The following is a 13,862-nucleotide window of genomic DNA, read 5'->3' as shown; positions in this document are numbered from 1 at the left end:
GACACCCAGACCTTGGAGGGCCGGCAGTGAGCACCGAACTGCGTCGTCTGCGCAACTACATCGACGGTGAGTTCCGGGACGCCGCCGACGGACGGACCACCGAGGTGGTCAACCCGGCGACCGGTGAGGCGTACGCGACCGCGCCGCTGTCCGGAGCTGCGGACGTGGACGCCGCGATGGCGGCCGCCGCCGCGGCCTTCCCGGCCTGGCGGGACGAGACCCCGGCCAAGCGGCAGAAGTTCCTGCTGGACATCGCCAGCGCCTTCGAGGAGCGCGCGGAGGAGCTGATCGCGGCCGAGGTGGAGAACACCGGCAAGCCGATCGGGCTCACCCGCTCCGAAGAGGTCCCGCCGATGGTCGACCAGATCCGCTTCTTCGCGGGCGCGGCCCGGATGCTCGAAGGCCGCTCGGCCGGCGAGTACATGGAGGGCATGACCTCCATCATCCGGCGCGAGCCGATCGGCGTCTGCGCGCAGGTCGCGCCGTGGAACTACCCGATGATGATGGCCGTCTGGAAGTTCGCCCCCGCGCTCGCGGCCGGCAACACGGTCGTCCTGAAGCCCTCGGACACCACCCCCGCCTCCACCGTCCTGATCGCCGAGATCATCGGCTCGATCGTGCCCAAGGGCGTCTTCAACGTCGTGTGCGGCGACCGCGACACCGGCCGCGCGATGGTCGAGCACCACACGCCGGCGATGGCCTCCATCACCGGTTCGGTGCGTGCCGGCATGTCGGTCGCCGAGTCCGCGTCCAAGGACCTCAAGCGGGTCCACCTGGAGCTGGGCGGCAAGGCCCCCGTCGTGGTCTTCGAGGACACCGACATCGCCAAGGCCGTCGAGGACATCTCGGTCGCGGGCTTCTTCAACGCGGGCCAGGACTGCACGGCGGCGACGCGCGTCCTGGTCCAGGAGTCGATCCACGACGAGTTCGTGGCGGCGCTCGCGAAGGCGGCGGCCGAGACGAAGACCGGGCAGCCGGACGACGAGGACGTGCTCTACGGCCCGCTCAACAACGCCAACCAGCTCAAGCAGGTGACCGGCTTCATCGAGCGGCTGCCGGCGCACGCGAAGGTCGAGTCCGGCGGTCACCGGGTCGGCGAGAAGGGCTTCTTCTACGCCCCGACCGTCGTCTCGGGTCTGAAGCAGGACGACGAGATCATCCAGAACGAGGTCTTCGGCCCGGTCATCACCGTCCAGTCCTTCACGGACGAGGCCCAGGCCATCGAGTGGGCCAACGGCGTCGACTACGCGCTGGCCTCCTCGGTGTGGACGAAGGACCACGGGCGCGCGATGCGGCTCTCGAAGTCCCTCGACTTCGGCTGCGTGTGGATCAACACCCACATCCCGCTGGTCGCGGAGATGCCGCACGGCGGCTTCAAGAAGTCCGGCTACGGCAAGGACCTGTCGGGCTACGGCTTCGAGGACTACACCCGGATCAAGCACGTGATGACGTCGCTGGACGCGTAGGCCTGCGGCGATCGGCCGGACGTACGACCGCGGCCCCGGACGGGATCAACTTCCGTTCGGGGCCGCGGCGTCACCTCGCCCGCGTGCGCTCGGCGAAGTCGAAGGCGCCGTCCGGCACTCCCTGGCCGGCGAGTGTGTCAAGGATTTCCGCGACCGGGACGGGATCCAGCGGGCCGACGTGTGACGCCCCGGGAAAATCGTGATCTCGGAAGGTGTTGTCGGGCGTGAGCGCGTCGGCCTCTGCGATCATCCTGTCCTGGAGTGCGGTGGCGATCGTCCGGTCCCTGCCGAACCGCAGGTAGGTGCGGGGAACGCGTCCCCAGCTGTCGGCCCGCCCGACGGCCCGGCCCGCATAAGCGGCGACGGGCTCGTCGGTCTGCATGCCGGCCGGTGTCCGGCGGAATTCGGCGTCGGGGTAGTCCGCGCAGATCATCTCCTTCAGGAGGGCCGGCGCACGGCTGTCACCTGTCCGGAAGTCCAGTCGTAGGACGCCGAGCCGGTCCGGGTCACCCACCGTCAGCTCGACCGGGCTGACGGCGTTCGCGTTCTCGGGCGCCGCCGTGCAGGCGTCCGCCGTGGGCAGGACACGGCTGGGACAGCCGCCATGCAGCAGATGTGGTGCGGCAGATGCGGGACGGCATCGTCGACACGGCTGACCGATACGCCACCCAGGCTGTGCCCGACCAGCACCACCGGGCCGTTCCGTGCCGCTCGCCGCTCGCCGCTCGATGCCCGTGACGCGCGCCTCGTAGTCCTCCAGCCCGAGGCCCTTCAGCGGGGAAGGCTCGGCCGCCATCGCTTCGAGGTCCTGCCGCTGATACGACTCCGGCACGAAAGCCTCCGCGCCGTGCCGCCGCTGGTCCACCATGACGACGCGGTGACCGCGCGGCGTCAGCTCCCGCGCGATCGGCATCCAGAACGCGCCGGCGCTGTGGGTACCGTGCACCAGCACGTAGGTGGTGAGCCCGCGACGCGGGTCCGCCGGGTGGTACCTGTTCGTTCTTCGTTCGTCGGATTCATCATGAGGACGACGCTATGAACGGCCGGCTCGGCCCACCAGCGGCCCAGCGCCACCACCGGGGTGGGCTCAGCGCCGCCTTCCGAATTCCAGTAACTCCCTTGTCCGGATTGAGAGTTGCGGTGCGATGTGCGGGGAGTCGTGAAGGGGTCCCGCATGGTTCTGGGGGTGCGGTCACGGGAACGGAAGGGGCGGGGGGTTCACGCGGTGCTCGCGATCAGGCGGGCGCCGCCCCATGCGATGGGAGACCGATCAACGATGTTCACTCCGGTACGGAGAAGAGTACGGACGGCCGCGCTCGCGATCTCGGCCGTGGCGGCCCTCGCCCTGGGCGCGACCGCCACGAGCGGTGCGGCGGCGGCGCCCGCTGCCGCGAAGCAGGGACCGACCTCGGTGGCGTACGTCGAGGTGAACAACAACAGCATGCTGAACGTCGGCAAGTACACGCTCGCCAACGGCGGCGCCCAGGTCTTCGACATCGCCGTGATCTTCGCGGCGAACATCAACTACGACGCGGGCACGAAGGCGGGGACCCTGTACTTCAACCCGAACGTGCAGAGCGTCCTCGACAACGCCGCCACGCAGATACGGCCGTTGCAGCAGAAGGGCATCAAGGTCGTCCTCTCGGTGCTCGGCAACCACCAGGGCTCCGGCTTCGCCAACTTCCCGTCCCAGCAGACGGCTTCGACGTTCGCGAAGCAGCTGTCGGACACCGTGACGAAGTACGGCCTCGACGGCATCGACTTCGACGACGAGTACGCCGACTACGGCAACAACGGCACCGCCCAGCCCAACGCCAGCTCGTTCGTGTACCTGGTGTCGGCACTGCGCGCCGACATGCCGGACAAGATCATCAGCCTCTACAACATCGGCCCGGCCGCGTCGCGCCTGTCCTACGGCGGCGTCGACGTCACCTCCAAGTTCGACTACGCCTGGAACCCGTACTACGGCAGCTGGCAGGTCCCCGGCATCGCCCTGCCCAAGTCGAAGCTGTCACCGGCGGCCGTCCAGATCGGCGGCACCTCGCAGAGCACGGCCGCCTCCCTCGCCGCCCGCACGGTCAGTGAGGGGTACGGCGTCTTCCTGACGTACAACCTCGACGGCACCGATCGCAGCGCCGACGTCTCCGCGTTCACCAGGCAGCTGTACGGCAGTGACGCCACCTACACGCCGTAGGCCGGCCGCGCTCCCCGGCGTCCGGTGCCCGCTCGGGTCCGGCCGCGTCCCGTAGATCAGCGCATCGCGCAGGTCGGGCCTTCGACAACGATGTCGGAGGCGCGGCCTGCCGCAGATGCCGTGACCCGGTCCCGACCGGCACTCCTCGTCACAACTCCGCGGTGCTTCCCGCGGTGGCGTCCTGGTCGAGGGTCGCGGCCCAACTGGCCAGCAGCTGAAGGCTGTCGTGGGCCGGGGTGCCCGGTTCCGCGCTGAGGGCGGTGAGGGTGAGGCCCGGCTCGGTCGGGATGGGCATCGCCTCGAAGGGGAGGGCGAGTTCGCCGATCGCGGGGTGGTGGAAGTGCTTGATGCCGGTCTGGTGCAGCCGTACGTCGTGGGCGGCCCACAGGGTGCGGAACTTCTCGCTGCGGGTGGACAGTTCACCGACCAGGTCGGTCAAGTCCCGGTTGTACGGGTCGCGTCCGGCCTCGGTGCGCAGCAACGCGACTGCTCCGGCGGCCTGACGTTCGAGCTCGGGCAGGAAGTCGACGGCGCCGGGGTTGAGGAACTCGTAGCGGGCGAGGTTCACGGGCCGCGCCGGGTCCGCGAACACCGGGGCGTACAGCGCGCGGCCGAGCCGGTTGGTGGCGACGATGTCGAGGCGGCCGTTGCGGATGAAGGCCGGGGCCTCGGTCATCGCGTCGAGCAGGTGCTGGAGGCTCGCGCGGATCTGCTGCGGGGCCCGTCGGCGGGCCGGGCGCCGGGTCGTGTTCACCGTACGCGCGAGGTCGTCGAGGTGGGCGCGCTCGGCGTCGTCGAGCTGGAGGGCGCGGGCGAGGGAGTCGATGACGGGTTCGGAGACACCGGAGAGGTTGCCGCGCTCCAGGCGGGCGTAGTACTCGGCGCTGACACCGGCGAGCAGCGCGACCTCTTCCCTGCGCAGCCCCTTGACCCGCCGGTTGCCGGTGTGGGCGGGCAGGCCTGCCTGCTGGGGCGTGATCTTGGCGCGGCGGCTGGTCAGGAACTCGCGTACCTCGCTCCGGTTGTCCATGGTTTCGAGGCTACGTCGGCTTGTCCCGTGGTGTCTCCGGGCGAAGGGTGTACTGGCAGTACACGTATCAACGAGTCCTTCCCCGCGCCCGTGACCTGCAGTTCCATCGGTGGTGGCGCAGGCCGCGCCGCGATGGAGAGGACACGACGATGACGGAGAAGACCCAGCCCCCGGGGCCGCGCGAGCTGTTCGGGGACATCGCCCCCGCGCTGGCCGGTTACAGCGAGGACGTGCTGTTCGGGCAGGAGTGGAAGAGCCCGGAGCTGTCCCCGAGGGACCGCAGCCTGGTGACCGTGGCCAGTCTGATCACCAGCGGCAGCAGCGAGCAGCTCACCTTCCACATCCCGCTGGCCAGGCGGAACGGCGTCACCGAAGCGGAAATCGTCGGGACGATCACGCACATGGCGTTCTACGCCGGCTGGCCCAGGGCGATGTCCGCGCTGACCGTGGCCCGGGAACTGTTCCGCAAGCCCTGACCCCTCACGTCCCCCCATGACGCCGACGCAAGGAGCACGTACCACCATGGAGATCCTCAAGCAGCCCGCGACCATGAAGCTGCCCCCGCACATGTTCGCCGGTGACGTCTGGGCGGACGTGATCCTCCGGGGCGAGGAGCCTTCCCGGGCACGGGCCAACATGGTCCGCTTCGCGCCCGGCGCCCGTACCGCCTGGCACAGCCACGGCCTGGGGCAGACCCTGCACGTCGTGTCCGGAGTCGCCCTCGTCGGCACCCGGGACGGCGTGATCATCGAGGCCCACCCGGGCGACACCATCGGCTGCCCGCCCGGCGAGGAGCACTGGCACGGGGCGACCCCGGACCAGTTCATGGAACACCTCGCCCTGTGGGAGGGCGACGAGGTCGAGTGGCTGGAGCACGTCACCGACGCCGAGTACGGCGGCTCGCGCACCAGCACCCGCGCCTCGAACTGACCGTCCCTTCCCCCCCCCCACGGATACAGGAACCCCCATGCGCGCAACCGTGATCCACGCCCCCGGTGACATCCAGGTGGAGAACCTCCCCGAACCGAAGATCCTCGCCCCCACCGACGCGGTCATCCGCACCGTCGCCGCCTGCGTCTGCGGCTCCGACCTGTGGGACTACCGGGGAATCAACCCCGTCACCCGGCCCACACCGATCGGCCACGAGTACGTCGGCGTCGTCGAGGAGACCGGCGCCGAGGTGAAGGACATCAAGCCGGGGCAGTTCGTCATCGGCTCCTTCTTCGCCTCCGACAACACCTGCGCGATCTGCCGCGCCGGGTATCAAACCTCGTGCCCGCACCGGGAGTTCGTCGGCGGTTGCCAGGCCGAGTACATTCGCGTCCCGCTCGCCGACGGCACCCTCGTCGCCCTCGACGGGCAGCCCGACGACACGTTCGTGCCGAGCCTGCTCACCCTCTCCGACGTGATGGGCACCGGCTGGTACGCGGCCGTCGCCGCCGAGGTGAAGCCCGGCTCCACGGTGGTCGTGGTCGGCGACGGCGCGGTCGGCCTCTCCGGCGTCATCGCCGCCCGCGAACTCGGCGCCGAGCGGATCATCGCCATGAGCCGCCACGCCGCCCGGCAGCGGCTGGCCGTCGACTTCGGCGCCACCGACATCGTCGCCGAACGCGGCGAGGACGGTGTCGCCCGCATCAAGGAACTCACCGGCGGCATCGGCGCCGACTCCGTCCTGGAGTGCGTCGGCACCCAGGAGTCGATGACCCAGGCCATCCGCTCCACCCGCCCCGGCGGCAACGTCGGCTTCGTCGGCGTCCCGCACCAAGTGGCCATCGACGGCGAGGAGTTGTTCTTCTCCCACGTCGCCCTGCGCGGCGGCCCCGCCCCGGTACGCCGCTTCCTCCCCGACCTGATCGACCGTGTCCTGAACGGCCGTATCGAACCCGGCAAGGTCTTCGACCTGACCCTGCCGCTGGACCAGGCCGCCGAGGGATACCGGGCCATGGACGAGCGCCGCGCCGTCAAGACGCTGCTGCGCCCCTGACCCGCCGGCCCACGACCGACGATTGGAACCACCTCCCATGAACCCGACCTACGACTTCCACGGCCAGGTCGCCCTGGTCACGGGCGCCGCTTCCGGCATGGGCCTCGCCACCGCCCGGGCCTTCGCCGAGGCCGGTGCCGCGGTCGTGCTGGCCGACCTCGACGAGAAGGCCGTACTGCACGCGGCCGAGGAGCTCACGGCGGCCGGTCACCGGGCGATCGGTGTCGCCTGCGACGTCACGGACGAGGCGCAGGCCGCCGCGACGGTCGACCGCGCGGTCGCGGAGTACGGCCGCCTCGACATGGCGTTCAACAACGCCGGTGTGCAGGTCCCGCCCAGTGACGCGGCCGACGAGACGGCCGAGGACTTCGACCACGTCAACGCCGTTAATCTGCGCGGCATTTGGGCCGCCCAGAAGCACGAACTGCGCCGGATGCGGGAGCAGGGCAGCGGCGGCGCCATCGTCAACTGCTCTTCCCTGGGCGGGTTGGTGGGGCTTCCGGAACGGGCCGCGTACCACGCGTCCAAGCACGGGGTGATCGGGCTGACCAAGAGCGCGGCGGTCGAGTACGCGCCCAAGGGCGTCCGGATCAACGCCGTTTGCCCGGGCGTGATCGACACCCCGATGGTCGCCGACATGCTCGAAGGGCAGGCCGAGGCCATGGCCGAGATCATGCAGCAGCAGCCGATCGGACGGCTGGGCCGGGCCGACGAGATCGCGGCGGCCGTCCTGTGGCTGTGCAGCCCCGCCGCGAGCTTCGTGGTCGGGGTCGCGCTCCCCGTCGACGGCGGATACACCACCCACTGAGGAACCCGCGCGTCCGCCAACTCCCCGGCATACAGCCGTACTTGACCGCGAAGGAGCCTCGCCATGGAGTACACCCGTCTCGGCACCACCGGCCTGAAGGTGAGCCGCCTCGCCCTCGGCTGCATGAGCTACGGCGATCCGACCGTCCCGCGTGCCCACCCGTGGGCGCTGACCGAGGACAGGGCCGCGCCGTTCTTCCGGCAGGCCGTCGAGCTGGGCATCACCTTCTGGGACACCGCCAACGTCTACCAGGCGGGCACCTCCGAGGAGTTCACCGGCCGCGCGATCCGTGAGTACTCCCGGCGCGAGGACATCGTGCTGGCCACCAAGGTGCGCGGGAAGATGCACGACGGTCCGGGCGGGGAGGGCCTGTCCCGCAAGGCGATCCTGGAGCAGGTCGACGCCTCGCTGACCCGGCTGGGCACGGACTACATCGACCTCTACCAGATCCACCGTTTCGACGACGAGGTCCCGGCCGAGGAGACGATGGAGGCCCTGCACGACGTGGTCAGGGCGGGCAAGGTCCGCTACCTCGGCGCCTCGTCCATGTACGGCTGGCAGTTCGCCAAGCTCCAGCACGCGGCCGACCTCGGCGGCTGGACCCGCTTCGTGTCCATGCAGAACCAGTACAACCTCCTGCGCCGCCAGGACGAGCCCGAACTCATGGCCCTGTGCGGCGACTTGGGCGTGGGCCTGATCCCGTACTCCCCGAACGGCAAAGGCCGCCTCGCCCGCCCAGTCGGCGAGCAGAGCACCCGCTCGGCCACGGATCATGTCGTGCGGGCCTTCGACAGCGAGTACGACGTGCCGGTCATCAACGCCGTGCAGGAACTGGCGGAAGCCCGAGGCGTGCCCATGGCCCAGATCGCCCTCGCCTGGGTCCTGCGCAACCCGCTCGTGTCAGCGCCGATCGTCGGGGCCACCCAGCCCCACCACCTCCAACAGGCAGTGGACGCCCTCGCGTTGAGACTCTCCGACGAGGAGGCGGCAGCGCTCCAGGCGCCGTACACCAATGCCGGGCCCTCCTGGTTCTGACGACCGGACCTGGAAGAGCGGTGTCAGAGGCTGCCCGGGCGGACCAGGCCCGTTCTCTTCACGCCGCTCAGGATGGGGGTGACCTCCAGCGTGGTGACGTGGGGGAGGGCGCCGATCGTGTCGTTCAGGAAGTGGTAGAGGGCGTTGAGGTCGGCGGCGGCGACTGCCACCAGGAGGTTGGCCGAGCCGGTGGTGGCTGAGGCGAAGCGGACCTGGGGGTGGCGGCTCAGTTCGCGGCCCGTTTCCTCCAGGCCGCCCGGGGCGACGGTGATCCACAGCAGCGCTTCGGTACGGATGCCCAGGCGGGCCAGGTCGACCTCGGTCGCGAGTCTGACCACCTGGTCGCCGACCAGTGCCTCCAGGCGGCGGCGGGCGGTGAGGGCGGTGGTGTCGGCGCGGCGGGCCAGGTCGGTGTAGGAGGCTCGTCCGTCCTCGATCAGGGTGGCGATCAGGGCCTGGTCGATGTGCTGGAGGGCCGATCGGGCCGCCGGGGCGGGCAACTCCGGCCTGAGGCCGGCCAGTTCGGCCTCCGTGAGCAGGCCGCCGCTCCAGTCGAAGGCCGCCGGGAAGACCCGTAGGAGGATGTGCGAGGTCCACGACTGGACCGCCGGGGTGGCCGGAAGGTCGCGCAGGAGAAGGGAGTTGCGGGCGTCCGGGCCGTCGAGGAACAGGATCGTGCAGATCTCGTCGCCGCCGCCGAGGATGTCCACCCAGATCGTGTCGGGGCGGCGGGCCAGGGTCGCGGCGATGGCGCTGATCCGGTTGGGGCGGCAGCGGATGCGCAGGGCGAGCGGGATCAGGTCGGGGAACCACACCGGGTTGCGTACGGCGGTGGCACGCAGGGTCTTGTCGTGGAACAGCGGGGCCGCGCGCCGCACCACCGTGCGCTCCGAGATGCCCAGCACGCGGCCGACCGTGCGCCACGAGGCCCGCGGGGAGGCCAGCATCGCGGCGGCGATCCGGCGGTCCGTCTCGCTCAAGGAGTGGCTTGCTTTCACCATGTCTGCCTGGTCCTCTGTCCTGCTTTCGCGCTTTCCTCTTCTCATTCTGGCTCGGATCGGCGCTCGCCGCTAGAAACGGTTCAGAGCGGACGACGGAGAGAGGGTGAGTCCGATGGCGGGTGTCGTGGAGACGGATCGCGGCCGGGTCAGGGGTGCCGCGCGGGGCGAGGTGATCTCCTTCCGGGGGATTCCGTATGCCGCGTCGCCTGTCGGTGAGCTGCGGTTCGCGCCGCCCCGGCCGCACCCGGGGTGGACCGGGGTCCGGGATGCCGTGCAGGCCGGGCCGGCTGTTCCGCAGGGGGCCTCCCGGCTGGAACGGGTGATGGGGGCCCGCGTGCCGGACTGGGACGAGGACGGCTGCCTGACCGTCAACGTCCATGTTCCGGCAGGGGCGTTGGAGGACAACACCGTCCGGCCGGTCCTCGTGTGGTGGCACGGGGGCGGCTTCACCAGCGGCTCCGGCGGCTGGGACTGGTACGACGGCGGGCGCCTGGCCGCGCTCGGCGACATCGTCGTGGTCACCGCCAACTACCGTGTGGGGCCCCTGGGTTACCTGTATCTGCCGGAGATCGGCGCCGCCAACCTCGGCGCCCAGGACCAGGCCGCTCTGCTGGCCTGGGTGCGGGACAACATCGCCTCCTTCGGCGGCGATCCGTGCGAGGTGACGGTCGGTGGGCAGTCGGCCGGAGCGTATGCGTCGCTCGCGCTGGCGCTCGATCCGCGGACCTCGGGACTCGTGAACCGGGTGCTGCTGGAGAGCGGGCCGTTCGGACTGGTGCCGCAGGACCCACAGCACGCGGCCGAGAACGCCGAAGGGTATCTACGGCTGCTCGGCGTGCCGGACGGAGCGGATACGGCAACCGCCCTGCGCGCGCTGCCCGTTGAGCAACTGCTGTCCGCCTACGGCCGGCTCGCGGGTCGGCTCGCGCGGCCGGGCAACGCCGCCCCGCCCATGCATCCGGTGCTCGGCGGGCCCGGCCTTCCCCGCGATCTGCACCGCGCACTCGTGGACGGCGGACTGGAGGGCAAGTCGCTGCTGATCGGCACGACCCGGGACGAGGCATCGGCCTTCACCGCCTTCGACCCGCGCATCCAGAACCTCGGCGTCGATGGTGCGTTGGACCTTCTGACCGGCCAACTCGGCCCACGCGCGCATGAGTTCTACGAGCGGTACGCCGCTCGGTTCGAAGAGCCCACCCCGGCACGGGTGTTCACCGCGATGGTGACCGACGATCTGTTCCGCGCCGACTCGCTGCGGATCGCCGACCATCACGCGGCCGGCGGCAACGCGACCTACGTGTACGAGTTCGACCACCGGCCGGCCGAGGACCCGTACGCCCTGGGCGCCACTCACTGCGGTGAACTGCCCTTCCTTTTCGGCACGTTCGATGCCTTTGCGGACAGCCCGATGTTGGGACGGCCCACCGAGGCGGTACGGGAGTTGGGGCGCACCTTCGCCACCGCGGTCGCCGAGTTCGTCGTGAGCGGGTCGGTGCATGACTGGTTGCCGTACACGCCCGCGACGGCCGCTCGCGTCCGGCACTTCGGCTGACGCGCGGGAACCTGGAGCCTCGGGTCAGTCCACTTTGTTGTGACTGGCCCTGTCCTCGCCGTGCGGGCACCCGTTGGGATGGACCCGCTTTCGTCGCAGCCGCTTGAAAGGCCTTGATGACCATGCCGCGTACCCGCTCGTTCGTGCAGGTCGACGTGTTCTCCACGAGCCCCTACTCCGGCAACCCGGTCGCGGTTGTCCTGGACGGGACCGACCTGGGCGACGAGGAGATGCAGGGTCTGGCGCGCTGGACGAACCTGTCCGAGACCACGTTCGTGCTGCCGCCCACCGTCCCCGAGGCCGACTACCGGCTGCGGATCTTCACGCCCGGGGGCGAGCTGCCGTTCGCCGGGCACCCCACCCTCGGGTCCGCGCGCGCCTGGCTGGACGGTGGTGGCACACCGCGGGACGACGAACGCATCGTGCAGGAGTGCGGCGCGGGACTGGTCGCCGTGCGGCGGGGTGAGGGGACGTTGGCGTTCGCCGCTCCGCCCCGGGTGCGTGAGGGGGCGCTCGACGAGGATCAACTGCTGCGGATCGTGGGCGCGTTCGGGATCTCGCGGGACCGGGTCGTGGCGCATCAGTGGGTCGACAACGGGCCCGGGTGGGCCGTGGTGCGGTTGGCCACGGCCGAGGAGGTGCTCGCCCTCGAACCTGACTTCTCCGGCTTTCCGGACGCGATGATCGGTGCGATCGGGGCTTGTGCGGAGGGGTCCGGGCACGCGTTCGAGATGCGTACCTTCGCCCCCGCCGCCGGTGTGCCCGAAGATCCCGCGTGCGGGAGCATGAACGCCGGCGTGGGGCAGTGGCTCACCTCGACCGGTGCCGCGCCCTCCTCCTACCGGGTCTCGCAGGGCACGCGGCTGGGGCGGGCCGCGAGTATCGAGATCAGCGCGGACGCGGACGGCACCGTGTGGGTCAGCGGCGCCGCCGATGTCTGCATTCGCGGCACCATCACGATCTGACCGTCACGCTCCGACTGTCATGTGGTGCCCGTGTCGGTGTCCGCCGTGAGCGTCTTCATCGTGACGTAGCTGGTCACCGTGGCCACGCCGGGCAGGGTCGCCAGCTGGTTGGCGTGGAAGTCCTCGTACGCGGGGAGGTCGGCCACCTCCACCTGGAGGAGGTAGTCGAAGTTGCCGGTGATGTGGTGGCAGGCGACCACCTCGGGCAGCCGGGTGACCCCGCGTTCGAACGCGACCACGTCCGCGCGGGTGTGCCGCATCAGCCGTACGCCCGCGAAGACCCGCAGGCTGCGGCCGATCGCGGCGGGATCGATCAGCGCGCGGTAGCCGCGGATGACCCCGGCCTCCTCCAGCTGGCGCACGCGGCGCAGACAGGGGGAGGGCGACAGGCCCACCCGGGCGGCCAGCTCGTTGTTGCTGATGCGGCCGTGCTGCTCCAGTACGGCCAGAATCGATCGGTCCACCTCGTCCATGGCGGCAGATTATTGCGCCAGAGGATCGGCTACCACAATTGTGCACCCGCCCGGCACGCAATTTGCTGCCAAAATTGCTGAGATCCGGGCATCTCGGACTGTCGGTCGGTCACGCTTTGGGGAGTCACGCCGACGGTCCAGGTCCACGGAAGGGCAGCCATGCCGGGCAAGAGCACCATCACCGTTCACGCCGATCGCGAGGTCCACCCGAGCCGTGCCGTGGCCCCGCCCATCTATCAGACGGCGGCGTTCTCGGCCGAGGACGCGGAGACCTTCGCGCAGGGGGCCGTAGAACCGCGGGGCAAGGACTTCTACACCCGGTTCGGCAACCCGAACCATGCCCAAGTCGCCGCCGTCGTCGCGGAGTTGGAGAACACCGAGGCAGCCATGGTCACCGCGTCCGGGATGGCCGCGCTCACCACGGCCGTGCTGGCCCTGGTGTCCGCCGGTGACCATGTCATCGGGCAGCGGTCCACCTACGGGGGTACGGCGTCGGTGCTGCTGAACCTGTTGCCGCGGCTCGGGGTGACGACCACGCTGGTCGATCAGACCGACCCGGAGGCGTTCGCGCGGGCGCTGACCCCGCAGACCCGGCTGATCCTGGTGGAGACCCCGAGCAACCCGTTGCTGCAGATCACCGACCTGCGCGCCGTAGCCGAACTGGCCCGCGCGCACGACGTGTTGACCATGGCGGACAACACCTTCGCCACCCCGCTGAACCAGCGGCCCGTGGACTTCGGCATCGACCTGGTGTGGCACAGCGCGACCAAGTATCTGAATGGCCATTCCGATGTGTCCGCGGGAGTACTGGCCGGGCCGGCCGAGATCCTCGACCGGATATGGGACGTGGGTCTTCTGACCGGTGCCACGCTCGGGCCGATCGACGCGTGGCTGTTGCTGCGCGGGATGCGGACCCTGCCGTTGCGGGTGCCCCGGCACAACGCCAACGGACGTGCCCTCGCTGAGGCGTTGAGCTCGCATCCGGCGGTGACGAAGGTGCACTATCCCGGGCTGGAGACCCACCCGCAGCACAAGCTGGCCGTGGACCAGATGAGCGGTTTCGGCGGGGTGCTCGGCATCGAGTTCGCCGGTGGGTTCGAGATGGCCGACGCGTTTCTCGGGCGGCTGCGTTACCCGCGTCGGTCGGCCAGCCTCGGGGGCGTGGAGTCGCTGGCCGTGCATCCGGCGTCGATGTGGCGCGGGATGCTCAGCGAGCAACAGCTCGCGGAATCCGTTCCGTCGGGGCTGGTCCGGCTGGCGGCGGGCACGGAGGACACGGCGGATCTGGTCGCGGACGCGGTTGCAGCGGCCGACGCGGTGCTGGCTGAAGCGGCGAGTGGCTGAGCGGGCGACG

General features: G+C 70.5%; 14 protein-coding genes. 10 read left to right on the top strand and 4 right to left on the bottom strand.

The window, feature by feature from the left end; all coding sequences use genetic code 11:
• The first annotated feature begins 26 nt into the window (after positions 1-26).
• On the top strand, positions 27-1,466 hold the full coding sequence (locus tag OG504_RS16485; RefSeq protein ID WP_405990528.1) for a gamma-aminobutyraldehyde dehydrogenase: 1,440 nt from the start codon (positions 27-29) through the stop codon (positions 1,464-1,466).
• 70 nt (positions 1,467-1,536) lie between these two features.
• Here OG504_RS16485 and OG504_RS16480 read toward each other — a convergent pair whose 3' ends face one another.
• Positions 1,537-2,412 carry an alpha/beta hydrolase gene (locus tag OG504_RS16480; protein WP_405990527.1) on the bottom strand — a complete coding sequence of 292 codons (876 nt, stop codon included), beginning with the start codon at positions 2,410-2,412 and terminating at the stop codon, positions 1,537-1,539.
• A gap of 330 nt (positions 2,413-2,742) precedes the next feature.
• Here OG504_RS16480 and OG504_RS16475 point away from each other — a divergent pair, with 330 nt between their 5' ends.
• A complete protein-coding gene (locus tag OG504_RS16475) occupies positions 2,743-3,660 on the top strand; it encodes an endo-beta-N-acetylglucosaminidase H (RefSeq protein WP_405990526.1) in 918 nt (305 codons plus the stop codon).
• Positions 3,661-3,808: 148 nt separating this feature from the next.
• Here the strand turns inward: OG504_RS16475 and OG504_RS16470 are convergent, their stop codons facing one another.
• Complete coding sequence (locus OG504_RS16470; protein WP_405990525.1) at positions 3,809-4,690, bottom strand: helix-turn-helix transcriptional regulator; 882 nt, start codon at positions 4,688-4,690, stop codon at positions 3,809-3,811.
• 149 nt (positions 4,691-4,839) lie between these two features.
• Here OG504_RS16470 and OG504_RS16465 point away from each other — a divergent pair, with 149 nt between their 5' ends.
• The 5 genes from OG504_RS16465 to OG504_RS16445 all read left to right on the top strand — a co-directional run bounded on the left by OG504_RS16465 (position 4,840) and on the right by OG504_RS16445 (position 8,517).
• A complete protein-coding gene (locus OG504_RS16465) occupies positions 4,840-5,166 on the top strand; it encodes a carboxymuconolactone decarboxylase family protein (protein ID WP_405990524.1) in 327 nt (108 codons plus the stop codon).
• A 46-nt stretch (positions 5,167-5,212) separates the two neighbouring features.
• A complete protein-coding gene (locus tag OG504_RS16460; RefSeq protein WP_405990523.1) occupies positions 5,213-5,620 on the top strand; it encodes a cupin domain-containing protein in 408 nt (135 codons plus the stop codon).
• 37 nt (positions 5,621-5,657) lie between these two features.
• On the top strand, positions 5,658-6,674 hold the full coding sequence (locus tag OG504_RS16455) for a zinc-dependent alcohol dehydrogenase family protein (RefSeq protein ID WP_405990522.1): 1,017 nt from the start codon (positions 5,658-5,660) through the stop codon (positions 6,672-6,674).
• 37 nt (positions 6,675-6,711) lie between these two features.
• Complete coding sequence (locus tag OG504_RS16450; RefSeq protein WP_405990521.1) at positions 6,712-7,482, top strand: glucose 1-dehydrogenase; 771 nt, start codon at positions 6,712-6,714, stop codon at positions 7,480-7,482.
• Between the two features lie 63 nt (positions 7,483-7,545).
• Positions 7,546-8,517 carry an aldo/keto reductase gene (locus OG504_RS16445; protein ID WP_405990520.1) on the top strand — a complete coding sequence of 324 codons (972 nt, stop codon included), beginning with the start codon at positions 7,546-7,548 and terminating at the stop codon, positions 8,515-8,517.
• 23 nt (positions 8,518-8,540) lie between these two features.
• Here OG504_RS16445 and OG504_RS16440 read toward each other — a convergent pair whose 3' ends face one another.
• Positions 8,541-9,518 carry an Lrp/AsnC family transcriptional regulator gene (locus tag OG504_RS16440; protein WP_405990519.1) on the bottom strand — a complete coding sequence of 326 codons (978 nt, stop codon included), beginning with the start codon at positions 9,516-9,518 and terminating at the stop codon, positions 8,541-8,543.
• Positions 9,519-9,630: 112 nt separating this feature from the next.
• Here OG504_RS16440 and OG504_RS16435 point away from each other — a divergent pair, with 112 nt between their 5' ends.
• Both OG504_RS16435 and OG504_RS16430 read left to right on the top strand, forming a co-directional pair.
• A complete protein-coding gene (locus tag OG504_RS16435; protein ID WP_405990518.1) occupies positions 9,631-11,070 on the top strand; it encodes a carboxylesterase/lipase family protein in 1,440 nt (479 codons plus the stop codon).
• 116 nt (positions 11,071-11,186) lie between these two features.
• Positions 11,187-12,035: a PhzF family phenazine biosynthesis protein gene (locus OG504_RS16430; RefSeq protein ID WP_405990517.1), complete on the top strand. Its 849-nt coding sequence runs from the start codon at positions 11,187-11,189 to the stop codon at positions 12,033-12,035.
• Between the two features lie 17 nt (positions 12,036-12,052).
• On the opposite strand, the gene OG504_RS16425 is transcribed toward OG504_RS16430, so the two are convergent.
• Positions 12,053-12,508, bottom strand: a complete 456-nt coding sequence (locus OG504_RS16425) for an Lrp/AsnC family transcriptional regulator (RefSeq protein WP_405990516.1) — start codon at positions 12,506-12,508, stop codon at positions 12,053-12,055.
• A gap of 159 nt (positions 12,509-12,667) precedes the next feature.
• Between OG504_RS16425 and OG504_RS16420 the strand changes: the two genes are divergently transcribed.
• Positions 12,668-13,852 carry a trans-sulfuration enzyme family protein gene (locus tag OG504_RS16420; protein WP_405990515.1) on the top strand — a complete coding sequence of 395 codons (1,185 nt, stop codon included), beginning with the start codon at positions 12,668-12,670 and terminating at the stop codon, positions 13,850-13,852.
• The last annotated feature ends 10 nt before the right edge of the window (positions 13,853-13,862 follow it).

The sequence above is a fragment of the Streptomyces sp. NBC_00986 genome (assembly GCF_045162565.1).
Classification (GTDB): domain Bacteria; phylum Actinomycetota; class Actinomycetes; order Streptomycetales; family Streptomycetaceae; genus Streptomyces.
The sequence above is the reverse complement of the archived record's forward strand: the minus strand, read 5'-3'. Positions and strand labels throughout refer to the sequence as shown.